Source organism: Pseudomonas sp. P179, assembly GCF_000478485.2.
GTDB classification, from domain to species: domain Bacteria; phylum Pseudomonadota; class Gammaproteobacteria; order Pseudomonadales; family Pseudomonadaceae; genus Pseudomonas; species Pseudomonas aeruginosa.
In genome coordinates this window covers 1-26,079 of the sequence record NZ_KI517355.1, presented here as the reverse complement: position 1 = coordinate 26,079, position 26,079 = coordinate 1, and the positions used below count along the sequence as shown (strand labels likewise).

21 protein-coding genes and 1 pseudogene are annotated in these 26,079 nt (G+C 68.9%); 17 read left to right on the top strand and 5 right to left on the bottom strand.

All coding sequences use genetic code 11. From position 1 onward, the window contains the following. Positions 1–87 precede the first annotated feature (87 nt). The 5 genes from HMPREF1224_RS40470 to HMPREF1224_RS40450 all read right to left on the bottom strand — a co-directional run bounded on the left by HMPREF1224_RS40470 (position 88) and on the right by HMPREF1224_RS40450 (position 9,044). The gene (locus HMPREF1224_RS40470) at positions 88–2,358 is read right to left on the bottom strand and encodes an OsmC domain/YcaO domain-containing protein (protein ID WP_031627920.1); all 2,271 of its coding nucleotides are present in this window, start codon (positions 2,356–2,358) and stop codon (positions 88–90) included. Positions 2,359–2,438: 80 nt separating this feature from the next. Continuing rightward, positions 2,439–2,765, bottom strand: a complete 327-nt coding sequence (locus HMPREF1224_RS40465) for a DUF2149 domain-containing protein (RefSeq protein WP_003088238.1) — start codon at positions 2,763–2,765, stop codon at positions 2,439–2,441. Next, entirely contained in the window at positions 2,765–3,241 is a 477-nt protein-coding gene (locus tag HMPREF1224_RS40460; protein ID WP_010794079.1) for a MotA/TolQ/ExbB proton channel family protein, read from the bottom strand. The genes HMPREF1224_RS40465 and HMPREF1224_RS40460 overlap by 1 nt, the downstream gene beginning before the upstream one ends. Then, entirely contained in the window at positions 3,238–7,083 is a 3,846-nt protein-coding gene (cobN, locus tag HMPREF1224_RS40455; RefSeq protein WP_010794078.1) for a cobaltochelatase subunit CobN, read from the bottom strand. The genes HMPREF1224_RS40460 and cobN overlap by 4 nt, the downstream gene beginning before the upstream one ends. Continuing rightward, positions 7,083–9,044: a TonB-dependent receptor domain-containing protein gene (locus HMPREF1224_RS40450; RefSeq protein WP_010794077.1), complete on the bottom strand. Its 1,962-nt coding sequence runs from the start codon at positions 9,042–9,044 to the stop codon at positions 7,083–7,085. Before HMPREF1224_RS40450 ends, cobN begins: the two co-directional genes overlap by 1 nt. A gap of 167 nt (positions 9,045–9,211) precedes the next feature. Here HMPREF1224_RS40450 and HMPREF1224_RS40445 point away from each other — a divergent pair, with 167 nt between their 5' ends. The 17 genes and pseudogenes from HMPREF1224_RS40445 to HMPREF1224_RS40365 all read left to right on the top strand — a co-directional run. Next, positions 9,212–10,021, top strand: a complete 810-nt coding sequence (locus tag HMPREF1224_RS40445; protein ID WP_003088221.1) for a class I SAM-dependent methyltransferase — start codon at positions 9,212–9,214, stop codon at positions 10,019–10,021. Between the two features lie 157 nt (positions 10,022–10,178). Continuing rightward, positions 10,179–12,206, top strand: a complete 2,028-nt coding sequence (locus tag HMPREF1224_RS40440) for a ribonucleoside triphosphate reductase (RefSeq protein ID WP_003111559.1) — start codon at positions 10,179–10,181, stop codon at positions 12,204–12,206. Between the two features lie 43 nt (positions 12,207–12,249). Further along, complete coding sequence (gene nrdD / locus HMPREF1224_RS40435) at positions 12,250–12,396, top strand: anaerobic ribonucleoside-triphosphate reductase (protein WP_003088212.1); 147 nt, start codon at positions 12,250–12,252, stop codon at positions 12,394–12,396. Next, entirely contained in the window at positions 12,393–13,091 is a 699-nt protein-coding gene (locus HMPREF1224_RS40430) for an anaerobic ribonucleoside-triphosphate reductase activating protein (protein ID WP_010794076.1), read from the top strand. The genes nrdD and HMPREF1224_RS40430 overlap by 4 nt, the downstream gene beginning before the upstream one ends. A 193-nt stretch (positions 13,092–13,284) precedes the next feature. Continuing rightward, positions 13,285–14,685: an NAD(P)/FAD-dependent oxidoreductase gene (locus HMPREF1224_RS40425; RefSeq protein WP_010794075.1), complete on the top strand. Its 1,401-nt coding sequence runs from the start codon at positions 13,285–13,287 to the stop codon at positions 14,683–14,685. Positions 14,686–14,697: 12 nt separating this feature from the next. After that, positions 14,698–15,045: a cupin domain-containing protein gene (locus HMPREF1224_RS40420; protein ID WP_003088200.1), complete on the top strand. Its 348-nt coding sequence runs from the start codon at positions 14,698–14,700 to the stop codon at positions 15,043–15,045. Positions 15,046–15,089: 44 nt separating this feature from the next. Continuing rightward, complete coding sequence (locus HMPREF1224_RS40415; protein WP_003105845.1) at positions 15,090–16,322, top strand: aromatic amino acid transport family protein; 1,233 nt, start codon at positions 15,090–15,092, stop codon at positions 16,320–16,322. Between the two features lie 63 nt (positions 16,323–16,385). Continuing rightward, entirely contained in the window at positions 16,386–17,933 is a 1,548-nt protein-coding gene (locus HMPREF1224_RS40410) for a PucR family transcriptional regulator (RefSeq protein ID WP_010794072.1), read from the top strand. 158 nt (positions 17,934–18,091) lie between these two features. Beyond that, positions 18,092–18,292, top strand: a pseudogene (locus tag HMPREF1224_RS40405) (DUF2599 domain-containing protein); the annotation flags it as partial. A 106-nt stretch (positions 18,293–18,398) separates the two neighbouring features. Then, the gene (locus HMPREF1224_RS40400; RefSeq protein ID WP_009315577.1) at positions 18,399–19,079 is read left to right on the top strand and encodes a hypothetical protein; all 681 of its coding nucleotides are present in this window, start codon (positions 18,399–18,401) and stop codon (positions 19,077–19,079) included. A 91-nt stretch (positions 19,080–19,170) separates the two neighbouring features. Continuing rightward, the gene (locus HMPREF1224_RS40395; protein ID WP_003088185.1) at positions 19,171–19,677 is read left to right on the top strand and encodes a sigma-70 family RNA polymerase sigma factor; all 507 of its coding nucleotides are present in this window, start codon (positions 19,171–19,173) and stop codon (positions 19,675–19,677) included. Further along, complete coding sequence (locus HMPREF1224_RS40390) at positions 19,674–20,624, top strand: FecR domain-containing protein (RefSeq protein WP_010794071.1); 951 nt, start codon at positions 19,674–19,676, stop codon at positions 20,622–20,624. Before HMPREF1224_RS40395 ends, HMPREF1224_RS40390 begins: the two co-directional genes overlap by 4 nt. Positions 20,625–20,832: 208 nt before the next feature. Then, positions 20,833–23,244, top strand: coding sequence for a TonB-dependent receptor (locus tag HMPREF1224_RS40385; RefSeq protein ID WP_010794070.1), 2,412 nt, complete (start codon positions 20,833–20,835; stop codon positions 23,242–23,244). A 40-nt stretch (positions 23,245–23,284) separates the two neighbouring features. After that, the gene (locus tag HMPREF1224_RS40380) at positions 23,285–24,436 is read left to right on the top strand and encodes a PepSY-associated TM helix domain-containing protein (protein ID WP_003132702.1); all 1,152 of its coding nucleotides are present in this window, start codon (positions 23,285–23,287) and stop codon (positions 24,434–24,436) included. Continuing rightward, a complete protein-coding gene (locus tag HMPREF1224_RS40375; protein WP_003088166.1) occupies positions 24,433–24,621 on the top strand; it encodes a hypothetical protein in 189 nt (62 codons plus the stop codon). The genes HMPREF1224_RS40380 and HMPREF1224_RS40375 overlap by 4 nt, the downstream gene beginning before the upstream one ends. A gap of 1 nt (position 24,622) precedes the next feature. Then, entirely contained in the window at positions 24,623–25,834 is a 1,212-nt protein-coding gene (locus HMPREF1224_RS40370; RefSeq protein WP_010794069.1) for an MFS transporter, read from the top strand. After that, the coding region (locus tag HMPREF1224_RS40365) for a hypothetical protein (protein WP_010794074.1) at positions 25,831–26,079 on the top strand (249 nt) is incomplete at its 3' end. The genes HMPREF1224_RS40370 and HMPREF1224_RS40365, both read left to right, overlap by 4 nt.

Sequence of the window (26,079 nt, the reverse complement as noted above, 5' to 3'; positions counted from 1 at the left end):
CTCATGCCATGAGACAAACTCAATTTCTTCGTGATGAAATCAAGTTTCCCTCATGATCATCCTCGCGCCCTGACCTCGGCGCCCTCCTCACTTGCGCTTGCGGATCGCCATGCGCCGAGGCTTGAGACCGCCAGCCGCGGCAGCGCCGGCCTCGCCGTCGACCACGGGCTGCATCCTGGCTCGCGCCGCGTGCAGCTTCTTGTAGCTGTCGATCAGCCGCAGGTGCCGGTCGAGCCCTTCCAGCTTCATGCTGGTCGGCGTCAGGCCGAAGAAGCGCACGCTGCCGTCCACCGAGCCCAGCGCGGCGTCCATCCGCGCGTCGCCGAACATGCGGCGGAAATTGGCCTCGTAGTCGGCGATCTCCAGCTCGTCGTCGAGGACGACCTCCAGCACCACGTTCAGCGCCTGGTAGAACAGGCCGCGCTCGACGCTGTTGTCGTTGTACTGGAGGAACGCCTCCACGCCTTCCTTGGCGTCTTCGAAGCGCTTCAGGGCGAGGCCGATGAGCACTTTCAGCTCGAGGATGGTCAGTTGGCCCCAGACCGTGTTGTCGTCGAACTCGACGCCGATCAGCGTGGTGATGTCGGTGTAATCGTCCACCTCGCAGTCTTCCAGGCGCTCCAGCAACGCCCCGAGCGCAGCATCGTCGAGGCGGTGCAGGTTGAGGATGTCCTCGCGGAACGCCAGGGCCTTGTTGGTGTTGTCCCAGATCAGGTCTTCCACCGGATAGATTTCCGAGTAGCCCGGCACCAGGATCCGGCAGGCCGTAGCGCCGAGGTGCTCGTACACCGCCATGTAGACCTGCTTGCCCATGGCTTCGAGGATGCCGAACAGGGTCGCGGCTTCCTCGGCGTTGGCAGCCTCGCCCTGCCGGGTGAAGTCCCACTCGACGAACGGGAAATCGGCCTTGGCGCTGAAGAAGCGCCAGGACACCACGCCGCTGGAATCGATGAAATGCTCGACGAAGTTGTTCGGCTCGGTCAGCGCATGGCTTTCGAAGGTCGGCTGGGGCAGGTCGTTCAGGCCTTCGAAGCTGCGCCCCTGGAGCAGTTCGGTCAGGCTGCGCTCCAGGGCCACCTCGAAGCTCGGGTGGGCGCCGAAGGAAGCGAACACGCCGCCGGTGCGCGGATTCATCAGGGTCACGCACATCACCGGGAATTCGCCGCCCAGCGAGGCGTCCTTGACCAGTACCGGGAAGCCCTGCTCTTCCAGGCCGCGGATCCCGGCGAGGATGCCCGGGTACTTGGCCAGCACCTCCGGCGGCACGTCCGGCAGCGCCAGCTCGCCTTCGAGGATTTGCCGCTTGACCGCACGCTCGAAGATCTCCGACAGGCACTGCACCTGCGCTTCGGCCAGGGTATTGCCGGCGCTCATGCCGTTGCTGAGGTAGAGGTTCTCGATCAGGTTGGAGGGGAAATACACCACCTGGCCGTCGGACTGGCGCACGAAGGGCAAGGCGCAGATACCGCGCTGCACGTTGCCCGAGTTGGTGTCGTACAGGTGCGAGCCGCGCAGCTCGCCGTCGGGGTCGTAGATCGCCAGGCAATGGCCGTCGAGCAGTCCCAGCGGCAGCGCATCGTCGCGGCCGGGCTTGAACCAGCGTTCGTCCGGGTAATGGACGAACGCCGCATTGGCGATCTCTTCTCCCCAGTACTGGTCGTTGTAGAAGAAGTTGCAGTTCAGCCGCTCGATGAATTCGCCCAGCGCCGAGGCCAGCGCGCTTTCCTTGCTCGCGCCCTTGCCGTTGGTGAAGCACATCGGCGACTGCGCATCGCGGATGTGCAGCGACCAGACGTTGGGCACGATGTTGCGCCAGGAGGCGATCTCGATCTTCATGCCGAGGCCGGCGAGGATGGCCGACAGGTTGGCGATGGTCTGCTCCAGCGGCAGGTCCTTGCCCGGGATGCGCGTGCAGCCGGCGGCATCGGTGCCGGGCATCAGCAGCGCCTGGGCGTCGGCATCGAGGTTGTCGACCTCCTCGATGACGAACTCGGGCCCGGTCTGCACCACCTTCTTCACCGTGCAGCGGTCGATGGAGCGGAGGATGCCCTGGCGGTCCTTCTCCGAGATGTCGGCCGGCAGTTCCACCTGGATCTTGAAGATCTGCCGGTAGCGGTTCTCCGGGTCGACGATGTTGTTCTGCGACAGGCGTATGTTGTCGGTGGGGATGTTGCGCGTCTGGCAGTACAGCTTGACGAAGTAGGCGGCACACAGCGCCGACGACGCCAGGAAGTAGTCGAACGGCCCCGGCGCGGAGCCGTCGCCCTTGTAGCGAATCGGCTGGTCGGCGATCACCGTGAAATCATCGAACCTGGCTTCCAGTCGAAGGTTATCGAGAAAATTGACCTTTACTTCCACGGCGAGCACCAAGAGAAACGGAAACCGGCCATTATCCGGGAACTCCGGGCAAAAGTCCCAGCTCTCCGCCGTACGCGTCGCTACTTGCCGGCCTCCCCTCCGCTCTCCGGCACGTAGATCATCCGTCCGTCGGCCAAGCGGTAGGTCACCCCGGCGCGGCTGCCCTGCCCTTCGCCGATCTCGCCGCTGGCCTGGTAGCGCTTCAGCTCCTTGCCGTCCTTGACCAGCATGCGCATGTCCGCCTCGCCGGGATTCTCGACCACCACCACCTTGTCCTGGCTGAACGGGTTGAGCGGGTTCTGCACGATGACGATCAGGAGGATGCCGATCACCACCAGGAACAGGTCGATCAGGTTGACCATCGAGAGGATCGGGTCGTCCGCCTCGTCGTGTTCGAGGAAGCGCATCAGCCGGCCTCCCGCGCACGTTCGACGGCGCGCAGTTCCTGGAGCAGCCAGCGGCGACGCACGGTGAGGATAAAGAAGGTGATGCTGGCGGCGACCAGGGCCAGGATCACCGCGGAAAACGCCACCACCAGGTTCTCGCCGATCCCCTGGGCGTCGTTGCGGGTCAGCGCCAGCAGCGCCGGCCCCATGGGGATCATGGTCGCCACCAGGCCGAGCATCGGCGCGCTGCGCGAGGTGACCCGCAGCCATTCCAGGCGCTGCATGATCCACAGTTCGAGGTCGTCGCTGTTGCCGCCATGCAGCGCCTGCCAGGCCGCCAGGCGCGAGCGGTAGCGCCCGCGACGGCGCTGCCAGGCTTCCATGGCGAAGCCGCCGAGGGCGACGAAGGCGTAGGCCAGCGCGGCGAGGATCAACAGCAGCACCGGCAGCAGGAACAGGCGGGTAAGTTCGTAGAGGCTGGTTTCCAGACCATTCATGAGCGATTTTCCATCGGACGACGATTGACTACGGATTGCCGGACGGCGCCGGCGGCGAACAGCGCGAGCAGCACGGCGGCGGCCAGCCGGAGCCAGGGCTGCGGCTCGCCGGACGGCGGCGGCGCGACTTCTTCGAGGACGCGGCCGCTGACCGTTTCGCCGGCACCGGACGCGGCCGCGCCCTCTGCCTGCGCCGCGGCCTCGCCGAAACCGCCGGCCATCCGTTCGATGAATTCACGGGTGGTCGCCGCGCCGACCTCGCCGGCGCCGGCGGCCGCCAGTTGCCGCCAGCGCTCGGCCAGTTCGCGGCGGGTCTGCTCGCTGGCGTCCCAGTAGCCCTTGCGGATGGCCTCGGCCATGCGCGCGATGATCTGCGCCTGGGCGGTCGGATTGTGCGTTTCGAACCACTCGGCGAGACCCAGCTCGCGGCGGTCCATGACGAAGGTGTCGTGCAACGCCTGCCACTGGTCGGCGCGGACCATGGTGCGATCCGCCGCCTGCCAGCCCCACAGGTTGTTGGCCAGGTCGAGCATTTCCAGGCTGCCGGCGTAGCCCTCGCGCTGCATCGCGGCGATCCACTGCGGGCTGAGGTAGCGCCCGCGCAGCTCGCTGGCGAGGAACTGCGCGGCGGCCGTGGTGCGCGGCTGGCGCTGGCGCAGGTCGGCGATGTACAGCGCCGGGCTGGCGCCGTCGAGGTGGCGTACCGCCAGCGACAGGCCGCCGAGGTACTCGAACGGGTGGTCGGTGGAGAGCACGCCGTTGAGCGTCGAGGAGCGCGAGAGGATCGCCGCCTGTACACCCTTCAACTGTTCGGCGAACAGGTTGCCCCCATCCAGCTTCACGCCCCAGTCGCGACTGCCATAGGCGTATTGCAAGCGCCCGAGGAACTGCTCGGCGAGCGCCGAGTCGTCGTCCCAGCGGGTGGAGTCGAGGGTCAGTTGCGTGACCCCGGTGCCGTAGTCGCCCGGCGCATTGCCGAACAGCCGCAGGCGCGACAGGCGCTGCGCCAGTGGCGCTTCGACGCCGCGTTCGCGCAGGCGCCGCTCCAGCGCCTGGCTGTTGCGCGCCAGCGGGTTGCCCGGCTCGTCCAGCGCGGCGAGGCGCTCGATGGCCTCGGCGAGCAGGCGCATGAAGCCGTCGAACTGGTCGCGGTAGACACTGGTCACCTGTAGCACCACGTCCACCCGTGGACGCCCCAGTTCCGCCGCCGGCACGATGTCCAGCGCCAGCAGGCGGCCACCGGCGTCCCAGCGCGGGCGCAGGCCGAGGGCGTGCAGCGCCTGGCTTTCGACGATGCCCAGGTGGCGCATGGTTTCCGACGACCAGAGGCTGAAGGCGAGCTTTTCCGGCGCCCTGCCCTGGTGCTCGGCGCGGTAGCTTTCCAGCAGTTGGCCGAAGGCCTCGGCGCCGGCTTCGTAGGCGGCGCGGGTCGGTACCTTGTCGGCCTCGAAGGCGAACAGGTTGCGCCCGCTGGGTACCTGCGGATTGCGGATCGGATCGCCGCCCGGCCCGGGCGCGACGAAGCGCCCGGCGAGGCCGGCGAGCAGCGCCTCCAGTTCGCCGGTGTCGGCGAGCTGGCGGTCCAGTTCGCGGGCGCGCAGCAACTGCTCGCGCAGGCGCGGATCGGCCACCTTGGCGATCTCGCCACCGTCGCGCAGGTAGCGTTGCAGCGTGCGGTAGGCACGACCTTCCCGCAGCGCCCTGAAATCGGCGGCGAACAGTTCGTCGGGGTCGAGACCGAGCGCGCGGTAGTAGGGCTCGCCGAGCTGCTGCATGACGGTGCCCAGGCGCAGCTCCGGCGAGGCGGCGACACCGAAGGTGTGCAGCCCCAGCGGCATCGCCGAGCCGGCCAGTCGGTGCAGGTGGTCGTGGAGCACGCCGAGGAACGCCGGGAAATCCTCGCGCATCGCTGCCTCGCTCCAGCCCAGGTCGTCGTTCATGTGCGCCGCCCGCACCGCCGCGCGGATCTGCTCGGCGCTGCGTTCGCGCACCGCGCCCTCGTCCAGTTGCTGGTATTCGTGGATCAGCTGGTGCAGGTCGCGCAGTTCGTCGTACAGCCCGGCCGGGGCGAACGACGGCGTCTGGTGGCTGACGGTGACCGCGCGCCCGCGCCGGCGCGCCTGGATCGCCTCGCCAACGTTGTCCTGGATGTACGGGTAGAACACCGGCAGGTCGCCGAGCGCCCGCAGCGGGTAGTCGCCCACCGCCAGCCCGCGGTCCTTGCCGGGTAGCCATTCCTGGGTGCCATGGGTGCCGAAATGGATCAGCGCGTCGGCGCCGAAACCCTCGCGGACGAACTGGTAGACCGCCAGGTAGAGATGGTCCGGCGGCACCGCGCTGTCGTGGTAGGCCTCGCCCGGACGGCCGGCACGCGGCGGCTGCGGCAACAGCAGCAGATTACCCAGGCGCGCCGCCGGGAACACGAAGCGTCGCTGGCCGTCGATATCGCGCAAGGCCCAATGTCGACGCGGGTCGCCCCAGCGCGCGCGCATCTCCTCGCGCAGATCCGCCGGCAGCGCCTCGAACCAGTGCAGGTAGGCGTCCAGCGGCAGGCTCGCGGCGAGGCCGTCGCGATACAGCGCGTCCAGGGTCTGCGGCCGGTAGTAGCCGCCGAGCAGGCGCTGGGCGGTATCGATCAGCGCGCTTTCGTCGCTCGTCGCAACCCGGTAGCCGGCCGCCCGCAGCGCTTCGCCGAGACGGGCCAGGCTGGCCGGTACATTGAGATGCGAGGCGGCGACGTTCTTCTCGCCCTCCGGGTGGTTCCAGAACATCAGCGCCAGGTGCTTGTCCGCCGCCGGCAGGCGACGCAGGCGCAGCAGCCGGTCGAGCTTGTCCAGCAGGGCCTCGGCCTGCCCGGCCATCAGCTTCGGCTCGCCGTTCTCCAGGGCGCTGATCACCAGCGGATCGCTCATTCCCCAGGTTTCCGGCATGCCGAGGAAGGCCGCCGCGGTACGCGACGCCACCCCGCTGGCGGCGGCCAGCCAGTCGGCCTCGTTGCCGTCGCGGTAGCCGAGGGTCTGCAATACCGGCACGTCCAGCGCGAGGAACTCGGCACGGCGCGCCGGGCCGTTCTGCAGGTGCTGCAGGTTGACCAGCGCCTGGACATCGGCGCCAGCGAAGGACTTCCTCAACGCCTCCGGATCGCTGTCGTCGAACCACACCGCCAGCGGCGCCTGACCGTGCCGCTCGCTACGCCGCAACAGTTCGTCGATGGCGCCGGTCTGGGCGTCGGCGATGGCGCCGCGCGGGATCAGGAAGGCGATGCGCGGGGCATCGCTGGCCCAGCGCGAGGCGCCCCAGGCCAGGTAGTCGGCGAGGCCGGCGAACGGCGCCGGTGCGTCGGGATGATAGAAGCCGGCCTGCGCCAGGGGCTGCGGCGCCGGCAACGCGTCGACGGGCAGGCCGGCATGCCAGCGTCGGACCGCCTCGAACAGCCGGCGCAGGTTGGCTTCGCCGCCGTTCGCGTAGTAGCCGACCAGGCGCCCGCCCAGCGCCGCCGGCAGGTTGCCGAAACCCGGCGGACCGCCGCCGACGCGGATCCAGGGTTGCGTCCCGCCTTGCAAGCGCTCGCCCAGCGCCTCCTCGACCTGGGCGCGATCGGTCGGCCGCGGCGTGTCGAGGATCAGCAGGTTGCCGCCGTCCAGCCACTCGCCGGGTGGCGCCTCGCCGATGCCGAGGCGCAGGCCGCGCAACTCGACACCGGCCTCGCGCGCCCAACCGGCTAGGCGCTGGTGCTTGCCCGGGAGGACGAAATCGCTGCTGAGCAGACGCACCTGGGCCGGCTCCGCCCAGGCACAGAGACTGGCCAGCAGCGCGCCGCAGAAGAGTAGCGAACGGCGCATCAGAAGCTCGCCACCAGGCCGAGATGGAAGGTCCGCCCAGGTTCGGCATAGGTGAAGTGCGTGTCGTCGTCGGCCAGGCGCTGGTCGCCAAGGTTCTCGATGCCGCCGCGCAGCGTCAGGTTCTCGCTGAGTTTCTGGCTCAGCTCCAGGTGCCACAGGCTGTAGGCCGGCAAGGCGTAGCCGACGTTGCTGCTGTAGGCCACCTGGCTGCCGACGTATTCGGTGCGCAACTGGGCGCTGAAGCGGGCATTGGGGCTCCAGCGCAATTGGCTGTTGGCGAGGTGCCGGGAGCGATCGCCGAGGCGCTGGCCGGCGGTGCGGTTGCGCGCGTCGAGGTAGGTGTAGTTGAGTTCCCAGCGCAGGTCCGCCGGCAGGTCCACGCCGCCGCCCAGCTCGAGGCCGCGGATCCGTGCCCTGTCGACGTTCTCGTAGTTGCGTATCTCGCCGCCGCGCACCCCGCAGCGCGCTACGCAGACGGTCTGGATCAGGTCGCGGACATCGTTCTCGAACACCGTGCCCTTCAGCGACCAGCCATCGCCCTGGTAGTCGGCGCCCAGTTCGTAGGACGTATTGGTCTCCGGCTTCAGGTCGGGATTGCCGTAGATGGTGAAGCGCCCGCCGCCACCGACCGCCGCATACTCCGGCGATAGCTGCTTCAGGCTCGGCGCCTTGTAGCCGCGGCCGACGCCGGCGCGCAGGGTCAGCGCATCGGAAAGGTGGTGCAGCAGGTACAGGCGCGGACTGCTTTCCCAGCCGAACGCCTCGTGCTTGTCGAAGCGGCTGCCGAGGGTCAGCGACCAGTCCGGGCCGAAGGCGATCTCGTCCTGCAGGAACAGCGCCTTGTGTCGCGCGCTGGCGTCGCCGGCGGTATTCACCGAGCGATCCTCCAGTTCTTCCTTGCGCCATTCGCCGCCGAGGGTGAAGAGATGTCGCTCGAAGGCCGGCACGCTGAGGTGGCCGTCGACCACGCTGTCGGTAAGCCGCTGCGGGTTGCTCGGCGGTTGTCCGTCGGAACGCGCGTTGTGCCGCTCCAGGCGGTTGCGGTAGGTGCGCAGCTGGCTGCTGCCCCAGTCCCACTGGCCATTGTAGGCGAGCGACCAGCGCTCGCGTTCGATCACGTCGCGCGACTCGTAGTAGCGCGAGCGCGACCCTCCGGTCTCGCTGTTGCGCCAGCGTCGTTCGCGCCCGCGCTGGTGGCCGAGGTCGATGCGCTGGGCGTCGTCCGGGGTCCAGCTGAGGTTCAGCCCACCGCTGTCGGCGTTGCCGCCTTCCAGCTCGGAGAGTCGGCGCTCATCGGCGTCCGGGGTTTCCTGCTGGCGGCGGCTCTCGCCGTTCAGGGCGAGGCCCAGCTTGCCGGGCACCAGCGGCCCGGCGAGATAGGCGCCGAGCTGGTGGCTCTGCCCGCCGAGGCCGTCCTCGCGCACGCCGCCATCGAGCAGACCGCTGCCCGTCCAGGTATCGGTGGCGCGCCGGGTGATCACGTTCACCACCCCGCCGAGGGCTTCCGAACCGTAGAGCGAGGACATCGGTCCGCGTACCACCTCGATACGCTCGATGCTCTCCACCGGCACCCAGCCGAGGTCGAAGTCGGAATGGGCGATGGCCCCGGACGAGGTGGAGATCCGCTGGCCGTCCACCAGCACCAGGGTGTGCTCGCTGGACATGCCGCGAACGCTGATGCCCCGCCGGGACATGCCGACGCCGTTGAACTGCAGGCTTTCCGAACCGCGCAGGGCTTCCTGCAGGTCGCGCACCGGGCGCCGCCGCAGGTCCTCGGCGGCGATCAGCGAAACGCTGGCCGGGGCGTCGCGCAGCTTGCGCTCGGTAGTGGTGGCGCTGACCACGGTCGGCTCCAGGTCGACCGGCGCGGCCAGCGCCAGGCAGGGAAGCAGGTAGAGGAACGGCACGGCGCGGGCCAGCCGCAGCGGAGGAAGACGGTGCGGGGAGGAATGGGGGGTCATGGTCGGCAGGTATGAATTATGAATACTTATAAGTTATAACATAACATTTCTTCGAATGAAGAATGCCCGCCGTTTCTTCTTCATCGAGGCGAGGGAACGTCTCGCTCGCCGTATCCCTCGAAGCACAGGACCCCACTCTCAACCGGGCATGCCCCCCAGGAGGAAAGATGACCGCAACCGAGCAGATCATGGCGCTCCTCGAACGCTGGGACCGCCAGCAGGAGGGCTACATCCGCCAGCGCGAGGAGCGCTACGAGGCGATGTTCCAGTTGCTCGAAGACCTCTTCGGCCGCGACGGGCGCTTCACCGCCATCGACGCCGCCTGCGGCCCGGGCTCCCTCGGCCGGCGCCTGCTCGAACGCTTCCCGGCGGCGCGGGTGGTGGCGCTGGACGCCGACGTCATGCTGCTGGAGATCGCGCGTACGGCGCTGGCCGGTTTCGCCGAGCGGGTCCGCGTGGTGGAGTGCGACCTCACCGATCCAGGCTGGACCGAACGGGTCGCCGAAGCGCGCGAGTCCCTCGCCGGCGAACGGCCCGCGGCGCTGCTCTCTTCCACCGCGTTGCACTGGCTGTCGCCCGCCGAACTCGCCGGGTTCTACGCCCAGGCCGGCGAGCTGCTCGCCCCCGGCGGCGTGCTGCTGAACGCCGACCACATGCGCTACGACCGACGCTGGCCGGGACTCGCGGAATTGTCCCGGAAGCACCGCGAGCGGGTCCTCCAGGCGTCCGTGGCCAGCGGCGCGGACAGTTGGGAAGACTGGTGGCAACGCGCCGCGCAGATCCCCCGGCTGGCCCCGCTGAAGGCGCAGCGCGACGCCCATTTCGCGCGGCGCCCGCTCAGGCGCGCCAGCGAAGACGAAGACTGCTCGCTCGATTTCCATCTCGCCGCCCTGCGCCAGGCGGGTTTCGCCGAGGCCGCCACGGTCTGGCAGCAGTTGGACAACTACGTCGTCTTCGCCCGCCTCGCCCAGGCCTGATACGCCGTCACCCGGGCACGGGGAATACCTCCAATGGAACCCGGGCAATCCGCCGGACGTTGACGCAGATCAACGCCGGCTCGGCGTCGCCCGCCAGAATCCACAACATATTGTTGTTTTGCAAAATCAAAACACATCATGTTGTGGAGAAGTTGAAATGACCCAGCCCCGGAAGGCTACCTGGCCGGCCACCCTGCTCAAGCGCAACGGACGTGAAGTCCCTTTCGATCCCGGCAAGATCGAACGCGCCATCGCCGCCGCCGGCCAAGCCACCGGCGAGTTCGACCCGCAGCAGGCGCAGGCGCTCGCCGAACGCGTGGTGGAACGCCTGCCGGAACGCGCCTGCCTGGATATCGAACGGGTCCAGGACCTGGTCGAACGGGTGCTGATGGAGGCCGGCCACTACCCAACGGCGCGCGCCTACGTGGTCTACCGCGAACGCCACGGCCGGCTGCGCCGCGAGCGCAAGACCCTGGTGGACGTCGCCGCGTCGATGAACGAATACCTGTCCCGCGAGGATTGGCGGGTGCGCGCCAACGCCAACCAGGGCTATTCCCTCGGCGGGCTGATCCTCAACGTATCCGGCAAGGTCACCGCGAACTACTGGCTGGATGAGGTCTACGATGCCGACATTGCCGCCGCCCACCGCGACGCCGACCTGCATATCCACGACCTCGACATGCTCGCCGGCTATTGCGCCGGCTGGTCGCTGCGCACCTTGCTGAACGAAGGCCTGAACGGCGTGCCGGGGCGGGTCGAGGCCGGTCCGCCGAAGCACCTGGGCAGCGCCCTGGGGCAGATGGTCAACTTCCTCGGCACCCTGCAGAACGAGTGGGCCGGGGCCCAGGCCTTCAGCTCCTTCGATACCTACCTGGCGCCCTACGTGCGCAAGGACCGCCTCGACTACGCCAGCGTGCGCCAGGCCCTCCAGGAGTTCATCTACAACCTCAACGTGCCGTCGCGCTGGGGCACCCAGACACCTTTCACCAACCTGACCTTCGACTGGGTCTGCCCGGACGACCTGCGCGACCAGGTGCCGCGCATCGGCGGCGAGGAGATGCCCTTCGCCTACGGCGAGCTGCAGGCCGAGATGGACCTGATCAACCGCGCCTACATCGAGGTGATGCAGGCCGGCGATGCCCACGGCCGGGTATTCACCTTCCCGATCCCGACCTACAACATCACCCACGACTTCCCCTGGGACAGCGACAACGCCACGCGCCTGTTCGAGATGACCGCGCGCTACGGCCTGCCCTACTTCCAGAACTTCCTCAACTCGGACATGCAGCCCAACCAGGTGCGCTCGATGTGCTGCCGCCTGCAACTGGATGTGCGCGAACTGCTCAAGCGTGGCAACGGCCTGTTCGGCTCGGCGGAGCAGACCGGCTCGCTGGGCGTGGTGACGATCAACTGCGCGCGCCTGGGCTATCGCCACCGTGGCGACGCCGCCGGCCTCTACCGCCAGCTCGACCACCTGCTCGAACTCGCCTTCGCCAGCCTGGAGCTGAAGCGCAAGGTGATCCAGCAGCACATGGATGCCGGCCTCTATCCCTACACCCGACGCTACCTGGGTACCCTGCGCAACCATTTCTCCACCATCGGCGTGAACGGCCTGCACGAGATGGTGCGCAACTTCAGCGACGACCGCGAGGGACTGCACAGCGAAGCCGGGCGCGAGATGGCCCTGGCCCTGCTCGATCACGTGCGCGCGCGGCTGGTGGGTTTCCAGGAGGACAGCGGGCACCTCTACAACCTGGAAGCCACGCCCGCCGAGGGCACCACCTATCGCTTCGCCCGCGAGGACCGCAAGCGCTATCCGCGCATCCTCCAGGCCGGCACGCCGGAGGCGCCCTACTACACCAACTCCTCGCAACTGCCGGTGGGCTTCACCGACGACCCGTTCGAGGCGCTGGAGCTGCAGGACGCCCTGCAATGCAAGTACACCGGCGGCACCGTGCTGCATCTCTACATGGCCGAGCGGATTTCCTCCGCCGAAGCCTGCAAGACCCTGGTGCGCACCGCCCTCGGTCGCTTCCGCCTGCCGTACCTGACCGTCACCCCCACCTTCTCGATCTGCCCGCGGCACGGCTACCTGGCCGGCGAGCACGAGTTCTGCCCGAAGTGCGACGAGGAGCTGCTGCAACGCTCCACACCCAAGAGCTGTTGCGGCGGCTGCGGCGGTTGAGTCGCCTGTCGTTCCTTTCATCCACCAGCAAGGAGTACCACCGATGAACCCCAACCAGTTGCCCGAAGGCCAGCGCCAGCGCTGCGAAGTCTGGACCCGCGTGATGGGCTACCACCGTCCCGTGGCAGCGTTCAATGCCGGCAAGCAGTCCGAGCATCGCGAACGCCGCCATTTCCGCGAGACGCGATGAGCGCCACGCTCAGGGTCAGGGGCCTGGTGCCCCTGACCACCCTCGACTACCCCGGCCTGCTCGCCTGCGTGCTGTTCTGCCAGGGCTGCGCCTGGCGCTGCCGCTACTGCCACAACCCGGAACTGATCGCGCCGCGCGGCGCGGAGGAAATCCCCTGGCCACGCCTGCTCGACTTCCTCCGCCGACGCCAGGGCCTGTTGCAGGCGGTGGTCTTCAGCGGCGGCGAGGCGACCCTGCAGGCGGCCCTCGGCGACGCCATGCGCACGGTCCGCGAACTGGGCTTCCGCGTCGGCCTGCACAGCGCCGGCATCAACCCCCGCGCCTTCGCCCGGGTGCTGGCGCAGAGCGACTGGGTGGGCTTCGACGTCAAGGCGCCGGCCGAGGACGTCGCCGCCATTACCGGCGTGGACGGCAGCGGCGCGGCCAACTGGCGCAGCCTGGAATACCTGCTGGACAGCGGCGTGGCCTACGAATGCCGGACCACGGTGCACTGGGGCTTGTTCGATAGCGAACGCCTCTGGCGCCTGGCGACGCGCCTGCGCGCGATGGGCGTGGAGCGCTTCGCCGTACAACTGGCGCGCCCGGCCCGCCAGCTCGATCCGCAGCTTCTCGCGAAGCCCGCGCCGCAGGGCGCTGCGCAGCTATGGCGAGAACTGGAAGAGCTGTTTCCCGCCTTCGAACTGCGCGACGCCTGAGCCTCCGGTTCAGCGGCGCCGCTCGGGCCTGCCAGCTCGCTCGGACAGGGCGGGCAGTCCCGACCAGGCCTGCCCTTCACAAGACTCATACGATCGTACGAGAGCACCTTCTCGATTCCTAGTTGCGTCCAATTGTCGCGGACGGCGCCGCTCGCCACCCTTGCTCCAGATTCAGCGACCCCGGACCTGCGCCATGAAACTCACGCTCACCCCTCCCCTGACCCCCAGCCACTGGATGCGCTCGACCGACCTGGCCGACGCCGCCTGCGCGCCCCTCGTCGGCACCCACTCGGCGGACGTGGCGATAGTCGGCGGCGGTTTCGTCGGGCTCTGGACCGCCATCACCCTCAAGCAACTGGAGCCGGACGCACGGGTCCTGCTGCTGGAGCAGGACGTCTGCGGTGGCGGCGCTTCCGGCAGGAACGGTGGTTTCGTGATGTCCTGGTGGCCGAAGATCGGCACCTTGCTGGGCTTCTGCAACGAGGCACAGGCGCGCTTCCTTGGCGAAAGCGCGGAGCGGGCGATCCAGGAACTCGGGGAGTTCTGTGCGCGGCATGACATCGATGCGCACTTCCAGCAGAAGGGCTGGCTGTGGACCGCCACCACGGCGCACCACCTCGACGCCTGGAACGATACCCTCGCCGCCTGCGAACGGCTCGGCGTCAGTCCCTTCGAACGCCTCGACGCCAGCGAAGTGGCACGCCGGACCGGTTCGCCGGTGCATCTCGCCGGGGTCTTCGAGCGCAGCAATGCCACCGTGCAACCAGCCTTGCTGGTGCAAGGCATGCGCCGCGTGGCGCTGGCCCTCGGCGTGGAAATCCACGAGCGTTGTGGCGTCAGCCAGATCGTTCCCGGCCAGCCGGCACAGCTGCTGAGCGCCGGGGCCCGGGTTCAGGCCAAGGCGGTGGTTCTCGCGACCAACGCCTGGTCGGCCGCCCTGCCCAGGCTCTCCAGGCTGATCGTGCCGGTGAACAGTTCCATCGCGGTTACCGAGGCGATACCGCAACGGCTGGAGCGAATCGGCTGGACCGGCGGGGAAGCCATCACCGATTCCCAACTGATGGTGGACTACTACCGCACCACCCGCGACGGGCGCATCGCCTTCGGCAAGGGCACCGGCGCCATCAGCTACGGTTCGCGCATCGACCGGGTATTCGACGTCGACCGGGAGAGCCTGGCCCTGACCGAGGCCGACTTCCGCCGCACCTATCCCTCGCTAGGCGACATCCCGCTGGTCGACGGCTGGTCCGGCCCCATCGACCGTACCTACGACAGCCTGCCGGTCTTCGGCCACCTGCACGAGAACATCCACTACGGCATCGGCTGGAGCGGCAACGGCGTGGGACCGAGCCGCCTGGGCGGGCGGATCCTCGCCAGCCTCGCCCTCGGCCGCGACGACCCGTGGAGCCGTTGTCCGCTGGTAGAACGCCGCTGCCGGAGCTTCCCCCCCGAGCCGCTGCGCTACCTGGGTGGCTCCCTGGTGCGCAACGCCGTCCTGCGCAAGGAACGCGCGGAACTCGCCGGTACCGCGCCCTCGGCCACCGACCGCTTTCTCGCGCGCTTCGCCCCCGCCGGCCTTGAAGACAAATCCTGAGGAGCCCATGGCATGAACCCTTCGCTCATCCGTCTCGACGACGAAAGTCCTTTCACCTCGCCCACGCCCGTCGGCCAGCCGCTGGGCGAACCGGTAGCCCTGACCCGTACCGCGGCCCACCGCCCGCTCGCCGACGGCAACGGCGTGACCGGCATCTGGGAATGCACCCCGGGGCGCTTCCGCCGACAGGTCGAGCAGGCCGAGTACAGCTACATCGTCAGCGGTGAAGGTCGCTTCACCCCGGACGAAGGCCAGGCCGTGGAGTTTCGCGCCGGCGACGCGCTCTATTTCGCCGCTGCCACCCAGGGCACCTGGGACATCCGCCAGACCGTGCGCAAGACCTACCTGATCTTCGACTGACCCCGAAGAACCGAACTCCACCGCCCTGACAGAGGAAACAAGAAATGGGTATGCGAGAAGCGAACGACAACGCATCGGGCCTCAAGGCCCATCCCCTGGGCTCGCTCGAGACGATCGCGATCATCATCGGCACCAACATCGGCGCCGGCGTGCTGAGCATGGCCTACGCCGCCCGCAAGGTCGGCTACGTGCCGTTGCTGGTATGCCTGGCCCTGACCTGCCTCTTCTGCATCGTCACCATGCTCTACGTGACCGAAGCCTGCCTGAGAACCCGCGGCAACAACCAGCTCAGCGGCCTCTCCCGGCGTTACCTGGGCCCGCTCGGCGGCTGGCTGATCTTCATCGCGGTGGCGGCCAACAGCTACGGGGCCCTGGTCGCCTACATGACCGGCAGCGGCAACATCATGCTCGAGTTCTTCGGCCAGTACGGCCTCACGCGCCAGGTCGGCAGCCTGATCTTCTTCGTCCCCTCGGCGCTGGTGCTCTACCTGGGCCTGAAGGCGCTCGGCGTGGGCGAGAAGCTGATCAGCGCCGGCATGGTGGCCATCGTCTGCATCCTCATCGGCGCTACCCTGATGCACGACGACGCCCGTCTCGCCCACCTTTGGCAGAGCCAGTGGCAATACGTGGTTCCAGTGTTCAACCTGGCGGTCTTCGTGTTCGGCGCGCAGTTCCTGGTTCCGGAGCTGGTGCGCGGCAACCTGGCAACCCCCGGGCGCGTGCCGCGCCTGATCGTGGTCGGCATGCTGCTGACCTTCCTGCTGGTGGCGGCCATTCCTGCCTCGGTCATCGCCCTGGTCGGCCCCGACAACCTCAGCGAGGTGGCGACCTTGAGCTGGGGACGCTCCCTCGGCCAATGGGCCTACTACGTGGCGAACACCTTCGCCTTGCTGGCGATGCTGACCTCCTACTGGGGACTCGGCGGGTGCCTGTTCACCAATATCTTCGACCACTTCCGCCTGGGCAGCGAAACCAACCGGCGCAAACGCCTGGCGGTGCTCGCCGCGGTCTCGGTCCCGCCGTTCCTGCTGGCCTATGCGGGGCTCGGCGGCTTCGTGAACGCGCTGTACTTCGCCGGTACCTTCGGCGGCGTACTGATGGGCATCATCCCCATCCTCCTGCTCAACGCGGCGCGGCGCCACGGCGACCAACTGCCGGCATTCAGCTGCGGCTGGTATGCCCATCCGCTGATACAGGGGCTGATCGTCCTGGTGTTCGCCTCCAGCGGGGTCTACGCGATCGCCTCGGCACTGGGGATGCTGCCCGCCAGTTGGTGACAGGGCGCGCTGCCTGCGCCCGGGGCGATTACACTGAAGGCCCATGCCTGGAGTTTCCTGGACATGCCGCAGAGCATCCGCCACCTGATCGCCCTCCCCGAACTCCGTTCGCGCCTGCTGAGCGGAGCCGGCGGCCTCGACCGCCCGGTTCGCTGGGCGCATGTCTGCGAACTCGACGACCCCACCGAATGGCTCGGCGAGGGTGACCTGCTGATGACCACCGGGCTGGGCATACCGAGCGACGCCGAGCGGCAACGGCGTTACGTCCGAAGACTGGCCGAGGCCGGCCTGGCAGGCATGATGATCGGCGAGAACATGGAAGCCCCGAGCGACCTCGATGCCCTACGCGAGACGGCCGAGGCCCTGGGCTTCCCGTTGATTCTCACCCACTACGGCGTCCCTTTCGCCGCCGTGACCCGGGCCATCGTCGATGCGGGACAGAAAGACGAATACGAGCGCCGCAACGCCCTGGCCCGGATATACGAAAGCGCCCGGTTGAGCATGCAGGGACTGGGCCTGCCGGCGCTGCTGCAACGCCTCGGCAAGGACGTGCGAAGCAGCCTCTACCTCATCGTTCCCGACACCCTGGCGGCCTGGCAGCCAGGCCTGCCAGGGCTGCCCGTGGAGTTGGCCGACGCGCTGCGCAACCGCCGTCGCGAGCAGGCGGAGCCGCAGCCAATGGTCCTTCGCCATCCGCTCGCGGAAGGCGAAGCGCTCAGCATCGGCATTCCTTCCGACCGGAACTGCCTGCTGATAGCCCTGGGCGAGCGGCTGCCGGACTACAGTCTCCTGCACCACCTGACGGCAGTGCTCGGCATAGAGATCGAACGGCTGCGCGTCGAAAGCGAACGCCACCTGCGCCTGGGTTCGGAATTGCTCGACGACCTGCTGCAACGACGGCTATACCGGGAACAAGCCGAGGAGCGGCTGGAGGAACTGCTGCCCGGGCTCGATCTCGACGATGCAGTCGTTTCCGTGGCAAGTTCCGAGGGGCTCGCGACCGACCCTATCGGTCTTTTCCGGGGCCACGACTCACGCCTGCTGGTTCGCGCGCAAGGCCAGGAAATCATTCTGCTGCACCAGGCCGGCCTCGCCTCGACACTGCAGGAAGCCCTGGACAGCTCGCTGGGCGTGAGCGCCCCGCTCCGTCGTGCCGAACGTTGCGCCGAGGCCTTGCGCGAAGCGCGTCTGGCCCTGGCCCACAGCCATTCCCGGCGACCGTTGTGTCGCTACGCGGAACTGGACGACGAGGCGCCCTGGCTACCCAGAAGCCTCGCCGAGGCCGAGCGGGCGTTCCGTCTGGTCCTCGGCACCCTCCACGACTATGACGCGGCCAATGGCTCCGCACTGCTACACACGCTGCAGGTCTTTCTCGAGGAAAACAGGTCCTGGTTGAACGCCGCGCAGCGGCTACACATACACAAGCAGAGCCTGGTCTACCGGATACGCCGCATCGAGGAAATCAGCGGTCGCTCGCTGGACAGCACCGCCGATGTGGCGACCCTCTGGTTCGCCTTGCAGGCAACCCGGCTGTCGCCGGAAGCGAGGGGCAGGACGGCTAAGGGCAGCCTCCTGGAGCAGTCCGCGCACCATGGCGGCGACATGGACTGACGGCGGAGCCCGATACCTGGCGCTTGCAGGGCGACGCCGCCGCCAACAGGCGCGGCCAGGAACGGTTGCCTGGCAGCGGCGTGGCCTGTGGATGCCGGACCACGGTGCATCGCAGCGCCCGGTTGCAGACTGGCGCCGCCACGTCCCGCTGACGTCCTAACGAGCTGGTGGTCGACCACTACCTGGACAGCGAATGGAAGGACAACCCGGACAACCGCGACAGCAATATCGGCAGCATGCGCCGACAACTGGTCTGCCACTTCAACGTCGCCCGCAACAAGCCCGAGTGGAACCTGGAACCCTCGCGGCCGTACACCTCCAACGAGGACTCCATCGCCAAGGGCTGCAATAACACCTGAGGCCGCTCCGCGGGGGCGCTAAGGCGTCCCCTGCGAACAGCGATATGGCCTTTTGATATCACACGCTCTACCATGCCGTCTTTCCAAGCTGCCAGGGAACGAACGCATGGCTTTCGATGCCGCCCGCTATGTCCACCGCTACTACGCCAGCCTGGCGCCCGCCCCGGGCAACGAATACCCGCGCCTGAGGGCCTGGGAGTACCTCTGGGAGTATGTCTGGGACCCCAGTCGCAGCTGGGACGACCTGACCGCCCCCGAACAGCTCGACACCACCGCCCTGCACCTGGGTTTCTACCTGGCCAACTGGGGCATGTTCCGTGGCTCCTCGGGACTGCTGCAGAACAGCAACCTGGACCTGATGAAAGCGCTGGCCCGGCAGCTCTTCAGCGGTGCCGGAGCGGAACTCTTCGAGCTGTCCCTGGTGGATTTCGCCGGCAACGGCGCGCGCCTGGCGCACAACCGCAAGCTGCTGGAAACGGTACTCGGGTCGATGGACGCCCTCAGCAGCCGGGTGAGCTGGACCGACACCCTGAAGAGCAAGATCCTGCTCGGCGTCTGGGGCGAGTTTCCCGCCCTCGACCGCCACTACGTGGCCGCCTGTCGCGCGCTGTATCCACGCCGGGGCCTGACGAGCGTCAACGGCGGGACCCTCACCGCGCTGCACCGCCTGATCGGCGAAGAAAGGCTGTCGTTCCCGCGCCTGGAGACCGCCCGCAAGGGGCTCCTCTACCCCACCGGGCGCCTGGCCGACATGGCTTTCTTCCAGTACGGCCTGGAAAACGCTTGAGGCGCTGCGCCGCCGATCCGGGGGACTTGTAGGCATGCCCTCGCTGTAAGTAGTATGAGACTCATTCTCAATTACAACAGCGATCCCCTCCATGCCGCCGGCCGACGCCTCCCTGCACGACGCTGTGAGCCATCTCTACCAGGACCACCATGGCTGGCTGCAAGGCTGGTTGCGGCGACGCCTGGGCTGCGCGGAAAACGCCGCCGACCTGGCCCAGGACACCTTCGCCCGCCTGCTCGCCTCGCGCCGGGTACTGGATGCGCGCGAACCGCGCGCCTACCTGACCACCGTCGCCAAGGGGCTGATGATCAACTGGTTCCAGCGCCAGTCGCTGGAGCGCGCCTACCTCGATGCCCTGGCCAACCTCCCGGAAGACCTCGCGCCGCCGCCGGAACAGCGGTTGATGGTGCTGGAAACCCTGCATGAAGTAGACGCCCTGCTCGGCAGCCTGCCGGACAGGGTCCGCCAGGCGTTTCTCCTGGCGCAGATCGAAGGCCTGAAGTACGAAGCCATCGCCGAGCGCCTGGGCGTGTCTCTGGGCTCGGTCAAGCGCTACATGCAGCAGGCCTTCCGCCAGTGCCTGGAGCTGATGGAATGAACGCCGCGGGCGAAGGCCGGATTCCCTCGCCGATCCTCGACGAGGCCGCCGAGTGGCTGGTGCGCCTGCAGGACAGCGGCTGCACCGACGACACGCGCCAGGCGTGCGCCCAGTGGCGGCAGCGCAGCCCACAGCACGCCCATGCCTGGGAGCGCGCCGAGCGCCTGCTGCAATGCCTCGGCCGACTGCCGCCGGCGCTGGCCCTGCCGACCCTCGGCCGCGAGCGCGGGCTGGACCGGCGGCGCGCGATCAAGCACCTCGCCCTGGTCCTCGGCGGCGCCTCGCTGGGGCTCGCCACCTGGCAGGCCGAACCGTTGCGCGACTGGCTGGCCGACCAGCGCACCGGCGTCGGCGAACAGCGCCGCCTGACCCTGCCCGACGGCAGCCTGCTGACCCTGAACACCGACAGCGCCGTGGACCTGGCCTTCGACGCCAGCCAGCGGCTGGTACGCCTGCTGCGCGGCGAGATCTTCGTCGATAGCCGCGCCGACCCGCGTCCGTTCCGCGTCGCCACCGCCGAAGCGCGGCTGCATGCCGGTGCCGCCCGCTTCAACGTACGCCAGGAGATGGCCGCGACCCGGGTCGCGGTACTCGCCGGGCGGGTCGAACTGAGCCCGCTCCACGGACGCGGGCGCTGGCTGGAAAGCGGCGAGTCGGTGCGCCTGGGCGCCGACGGCGAAGCGCGCCGGCTGGCCTTCGACGGCCTGCCGGACGCCTGGACCCGCGGCATGCTGATGGCCGACCGGATGCCGCTGGCCGAGGTGCTCGCCGAACTCGCCCGCTACCGTCGCGGCTTACTGCGCTGCGACCCGCAACTGGCCAGGCTGGCGGTGTCGGGCGCCTATCCGCTGCTGGACCTGCGGCGCACGCTGGGCATGCTGCAGGCCACCTATCCGCTGAAGGTGCGCGGGGTGACCGACTACTGGATCAGCCTGGTGCCGGCGTGACGGCGCGGCCGCCATCCCCGTGGCAACCGCCCCCTCGCGTCCACCCCGGCAGGCCGTCCGCCGTTGCGCCGGAACAGGCGTTGCCATCGACATACCGTGCTCCGCAGAAAAATAACCGCCTCGACCTGAGACCTTTTTCCTTCTCGGCTGGCAAGTAGAGGAATCCGCCCCGACCCAAGGTCCGCAGAGACCACGAGGAACCCTGTACATGCCCGTACGCACGCTTCGCCCCCGTTCGCTGTCCCTGGCCATCCACGCCGCCATGACCCTCGCCCTCGCCGGCGCGGCCCCCGCCCTGCTTGCCGCCGAGGCGCCCGCCGCCAGCTCGGCGCGCAGCTATGACATCGCCCCCGGCCCGCTCGGCCGTACCCTGTCGGCCTTCGCCAGCGACAACGGGGTATCCCTGGCGTTCGACCCGGCGCTCACCGAGGGTCGCCGCAGCGCCGCCCTGCGCGGCCGCTACGCGCCGGTCGAGGCGCTGCACCGCCTGCTGCTGGGCAGCGGCCTGGAGTTGCAGCAGCGCAGCGATGGCAGCTACACCCTGGTGCCGGCAGCCACCGATGGCGCGCTGGAACTGCAATCCTCGCTGATCACCGCCCAGGCCGCCGGTGCCGAGACCCTGCCCGCCGAGTACGCCGGCGGCCAGGTGGCCCGTGGCGCGCGCCTGGGCATGCTGGGCAACGCCGACGTGATGGATGCGCCATTCAGCATCACCAGCTACACCGCCAGGACCATCGAGCAGCAGCAGGCGCGCAGCGTCGCCGACCTGCTACAGGCCAACGATCCGTCGGTGCGGGTGGTCGGCGGGCGCGGCGACCTGGTGGACAGCTACACGATTCGCGGCTTCAGCGTGCAGAACGCCGACGTCGCCTTCAACGGCCTCTATGGCCTGCTGCCGTTCTGGCGGGTACCGATCGAATTCGCCGAGCGCGTGGAAGTGCTCAAGGGACCGAACGCCCTGCTCGGCGGGATTTCCCCCGGCGGCAGCGTCGGCGGCACCATCAACCTGGTGCCCAAGCGCGCCGACGACCAGCCGCTGACCCGCGTCAGCGTCGACTGGACCCAGCGCGGCCAGCTCGGCACTCACCTCGACATCGGCCGGCGCTTCGGCGAGAACAACGCCTTCGGCGTGCGCTTCAACGGCGTCTACCGCAACGGCGATACCGCCGTCGACCATCAGAGCCGCGAGTTTCCCATGCTCTCCCTGGGCCTGGACTTCCGTGGCGAGCGCCTGCGCCTGTCCAGCGACCTGCTGTACCAGAAGGAAAGCCTGGAAGGCGTGGTGCGCCCGCTGCTGACCGGCCCGGGAACCACCCACATCCCCCACGCCCCGGACTCGAAGACACGCTTCGGCCTGCGCGATTCCTACCTGGACCAGGAGGATTACTCCATGGTCAACCGCGGCGAGTACGACCTCGCCGACAACCTGACGGCGTTCGCCAGCATCGGCGGCCGCCAGAGCAACTACGAAACCATCGCCGCCAACAGCATCCTCGTCGGCAACCAGGGCGATATCGTCAACAGCCTGGCACGCCAGCGCGGCGACCGCCGCACCTATTCCGCCGAGGTCGGCCTGCGCGGCAACTTCGACACCGGCCCGCTCCGCCACGACTGGACGCTCAGCGCCAACCGCCTGCACGAACGGCTGGGCATGGTCTATGCCTTCACCGGGATGCAGCCGGGCAACCTCTACCAGACCTCGCCGCATACGCCGCTGCCGGACTTCTCCAGCCTCGACGGGAGCATTCCGAAGACCAATGAAACCGACCTCGGCGGCGTGGCGCTGGCCGACAGGCTGTCGTTCCTCGAGGATCGCGTGCAGGTCACCCTGGGCGTGCGCCGCCAGCAGATCGAGTCGCGCAACTACGACCAGACCAGCGGCGCGCGCACCAGCCACGACAAGCGGCACGTGTGGACGCCGATGGCCAGCGTGCTGGTCAAGCCGCTGCAGGACCTGTCGCTGTACGCCAACTACATCCAGGGCCTCAGCCAGGGCGAGGCGGCGCCGATGACCGCGGCCAACGCCGGCCAGGTGCTGGCACCATACAAGGCCGAGCAATACGAGATCGGCGCCAAGTACGACCTGGGCGGCTTCACCACCACCCTGGCGCTGTTCGAGATCAGGAAACCGAACGCCTATACCGACGCCAGCAACGTCTTCCGCGCCGACGGCGAGCAACGCAACCGCGGCGTGGAGCTGAGCCTCTATGGCGAACCGCTGGACGGCGTGCGGGTGATGGCCGGCGCCACCTACATCAAGCCCGAGCAGAACAAGACCGGCGACCCTGCCAGCGAAGGCAAGGACGCGCCCGGCGTGGCCCGTCGCCAGGCCAACCTGGGGGTCAGCTGGGACACCCCGTTCGTCGACGGACTGACCCTCGACAGCCGCTGGATCTACACCGGCTCGGCCTATGTGGACAGCGCCAACGCCCTCTCCGTGCCGCACTGGAACCGCGTCGACCTCGGCGCCGCCTACGCCTTCCAGGTCGCCGGCAAGCCGCTGGTGGCGCGCGCCAACCTGGAGAACGCGCTGGGCAAGGACTACTGGACCGCAGCCAACGGCTACCTGTCGATCAGCTCGCCGCGCACCCTTTCCCTTTCCCTCACGGCGGACTTCTGAGTCCGCCCCACCATAACCAGAAACCGCCGATGACCAGCCTATGACCGCGAAAACCCTGCGCACCTGGTACCTGGTGCACAAATGGACCAGCCTGATCTCCACGATCTTCCTGCTGATGCTTTGCCTCACCGGGTTGCCGCTGATCTTCCACGAGGAGATCGAGCACTACTTCGAGCCGCATCCGCAGCTCGAGCCGCTCACCGCCGAGTCGCCGCGCATCGACTACGACGACGTGATCGCCCGCGCCCTGGCCGCCCGGCCGGGCGAAGTGGTGCGCTTCCTGGTATTCGAAAAGGACGACCCGCTGGGCCTGGTGATCAGCGCGCCGAGCCTGGTACCGCCGCCGGAGAACGGCCACATGCAGCCGTTCGACGCGCGTACCGGGGAATTCTTCGACGCGCTGCCGCCGCCGGGCGGCTTCATGTACCTGATGCTGAAGCTGCACACCGACCTGTTCCTCGGCCTGCCCGGCTACCTGTTCCTCGGCCTGATGGGCCTGCTGCTGGTGGCCTCGCTGGTGTCCGGGGTGGTGGTATACACGCCGTTCATGCGCAAGCTGGACTTCGCCACGGTACGCGCCGAACGCAGCCGTCGCCTGAAGTGGCTGGACCTGCACAACCTGCTGGGCATCGTCACCCTGTCCTGGGTACTGGTGGTCGGCGTGACCGGGGTGATCAACACCCTGGCCCTGCCGATCCTGATGCTCTGGCAAGGCGGGCAGTTGGCGGAAATGACCGCGCCCTACAAGGACGCGCCGCCGCTACAGCGCCTCGGCTCGCTCGACGCGGCCCTGGCCACGGCACGCCGGGCGGCGCCGGACATGGAGGTCAGCTTCGTCGGCTTCCCCGGCACCCAGTTCAGCAGCCAGCATCACTATGCGGTGTTCATGCGCGGCAACACACCGCTCACCGAGCGCCTGCTGAAGCCGGCACTGATCGACGCGCAGAGCGGCGAACTCACCGACATGCGCGAGATGCCGCTGTACGTGAAGACGCTCCTGCTGTCGCAGCCGCTGCACTTCGGCGACTACGGTGGCATGCCGCTGAAGATCGTCTGGGCGCTGCTCGACCTCGTCAGCATCGTCATCCTCGCCAGCGGTCTCTACCTCTGGCTCGGCCGACGCAAGACGCCATTGGAGAAGCGCCTGGCGGAACTGCCGGGCGGCAGCCTGGCGACGGAGGGCAAGGCATGAGGCGCGGTCTCTGGATGATCTTCCGCTGGCCCCTGCTGCTGGCCCTGCTCGGCCTCTTCGGGCTGCTCTCGGCGCTGCTCGGCGACGGCCTCTACGACCTGCTCTCCTGGCTCGCCCTGGGCACTCCGCTGGTGCTGGTCGGCTGGGTCTGGCTGCGCCTGCCGCGAACCCGAAGGAATCCCTGAGATGACCACCCCGCCGCCCTCCGCCAACACCCTGGACCTGCGTCCGCTGATGTTCGAGACCTTCGTCTGCACCCTCGCGGTGATGTCCTTCGTCGCCCTGGTCGGCCCGCTCGCCCGCAAGCTCGGCCTGGCGCCCTGGCAGGCCGGCGCCGCGGTGACCGTCGGCGGCATCGCCTGGATGCTAGCGGCGCGGCCCTGGGGCATCGCCAGCGACCGGCATGGGCGACGGAGGATACTGCTCGGCGGGCTGGCCGGCTTCGCCCTCTCCTACGCCTCGCTCTGCCTGTTCATCGTGCTCGCCTTGCACTGGACGTTGCCGACCCTGCTCGCCTTCGCCGGTATCGTTCTCCTGCGCGGCCTCGCCGGCGGTTTCTACGCCGCGGTGCCGGCCTGCACGGCGGCACTGGTGGCCGATCACGTCGAGGCGCAACGACGCGCCGCGGCGCTGGCCGGACTCGGCGCGGCCAGCGCGATAGGCATGGTGATCGGGCCGGGGCTGGCCGGACTGCTGGCGACTCACGGGCTGGTCCTGCCGTTGCTGGTCACCGGCGCGCTGCCCCTGGTCGCCCTGCTGGCGCTCTGGCGCTGGCTGCCGCGCGAGGAGCGTCGCCAGCCGAACCGCGGCGCCGCCCTGGCGATCGGCGACCGCCGCCTGCGGCGGCCGCTGGCGGTGGGCTTCGTGGCGATGTTCAGCGTCACCGTGGCGCAGATCACCGTGGGCTTCTTCGCCCTCGACCGGCTGCGCCTGGATTCCGCCGACGCCGCGCGGGTGGCCGGCATCGCCCTGACCGCCGTGGGCGTCGCGCTGATCCTGGCCCAGCTCCTGGTGCGCCGCCTGGACTGGCCACCGCCGCGACTGATCCGGGTCGGCGGGCTGGTCGCCGCCATCGGCTTCGCCGCCGTGTGCTTCGCCGACTCGCCGCCGCTGCTCTGGCTGGCCTTCTTCGTCGCCGCGGCGGGCATGGGTTGGGTGTTCCCGGCAGTCTCGGCGCTCAACGCCAATGCCGTGCGCGCCGAGGAACAGGGTGCCGCCGCCGGCACCCTGGTGGCCGTACATGGCTTCGGCCTGATCAGCGGGCCGCTGCTCGGCACGCTGCTCCACCAATTGGACAGCCGCGCCCCCTACGCGCTGGTCGGTCTGCTGCTGGCGCTGGCGGCGTTCTGGCCGAGCCAACCGACGCGCCCCGTGGAAACGAGGAGCGAAGCACCATGACCGCTGTCGACCTGCTGCTGGTCGCGACCCTGCTGGCGGCCCTGCTCGCCTGGTGGATACCCGCCCTGCCCGGCCGCCGTGGCCTGCTGGCGCTCGCCTCGACGCTGGCGCTCGGCGCCGGCCTGTACGCTGCATGGGACGACCGCTGGCAAGCCGGCGTCGGCGCCTTCGCCGGTTTCTCCCTGCTGCTCGGCGCCTGCCTGCGCCGGAAGCCCGTGCGCGGCCTGCCGTTCCGGACCGGTTCG

Coding starts and splice junctions, on each gene's coding strand:
- HMPREF1224_RS40465 (WP_003088238.1), bottom strand. CDS start 2,765: ATGCGCTTCCTCGAACACGACGAGGCGGACGACCCGATCCTCTCGATG.
- HMPREF1224_RS40460 (WP_010794079.1), bottom strand. CDS start 3,241: ATGAATGGTCTGGAAACCAGCCTCTACGAACTTACCCGCCTGTTCCTG.
- cobN (WP_010794078.1), bottom strand. CDS start 7,083: ATGCGCCGTTCGCTACTCTTCTGCGGCGCGCTGCTGGCCAGTCTCTGT.
- HMPREF1224_RS40450 (WP_010794077.1), bottom strand. CDS start 9,044: ATGACCCCCCATTCCTCCCCGCACCGTCTTCCTCCGCTGCGGCTGGCC.
- HMPREF1224_RS40445 (WP_003088221.1), top strand. CDS start 9,212: ATGACCGCAACCGAGCAGATCATGGCGCTCCTCGAACGCTGGGACCGC.
- HMPREF1224_RS40440 (WP_003111559.1), top strand. CDS start 10,179: ATGACCCAGCCCCGGAAGGCTACCTGGCCGGCCACCCTGCTCAAGCGC.
- nrdD (WP_003088212.1), top strand. CDS start 12,250: ATGAACCCCAACCAGTTGCCCGAAGGCCAGCGCCAGCGCTGCGAAGTC.
- HMPREF1224_RS40430 (WP_010794076.1), top strand. CDS start 12,393: ATGAGCGCCACGCTCAGGGTCAGGGGCCTGGTGCCCCTGACCACCCTC.
- HMPREF1224_RS40425 (WP_010794075.1), top strand. CDS start 13,285: ATGAAACTCACGCTCACCCCTCCCCTGACCCCCAGCCACTGGATGCGC.
- HMPREF1224_RS40420 (WP_003088200.1), top strand. CDS start 14,698: ATGAACCCTTCGCTCATCCGTCTCGACGACGAAAGTCCTTTCACCTCG.
- HMPREF1224_RS40415 (WP_003105845.1), top strand. CDS start 15,090: ATGGGTATGCGAGAAGCGAACGACAACGCATCGGGCCTCAAGGCCCAT.
- HMPREF1224_RS40410 (WP_010794072.1), top strand. CDS start 16,386: ATGCCGCAGAGCATCCGCCACCTGATCGCCCTCCCCGAACTCCGTTCG.
- HMPREF1224_RS40400 (WP_009315577.1), top strand. CDS start 18,399: ATGGCTTTCGATGCCGCCCGCTATGTCCACCGCTACTACGCCAGCCTG.
- HMPREF1224_RS40395 (WP_003088185.1), top strand. CDS start 19,171: ATGCCGCCGGCCGACGCCTCCCTGCACGACGCTGTGAGCCATCTCTAC.
- HMPREF1224_RS40390 (WP_010794071.1), top strand. CDS start 19,674: ATGAACGCCGCGGGCGAAGGCCGGATTCCCTCGCCGATCCTCGACGAG.
- HMPREF1224_RS40385 (WP_010794070.1), top strand. CDS start 20,833: ATGCCCGTACGCACGCTTCGCCCCCGTTCGCTGTCCCTGGCCATCCAC.
- HMPREF1224_RS40380 (WP_003132702.1), top strand. CDS start 23,285: ATGACCGCGAAAACCCTGCGCACCTGGTACCTGGTGCACAAATGGACC.
- HMPREF1224_RS40375 (WP_003088166.1), top strand. CDS start 24,433: ATGAGGCGCGGTCTCTGGATGATCTTCCGCTGGCCCCTGCTGCTGGCC.
- HMPREF1224_RS40370 (WP_010794069.1), top strand. CDS start 24,623: ATGACCACCCCGCCGCCCTCCGCCAACACCCTGGACCTGCGTCCGCTG.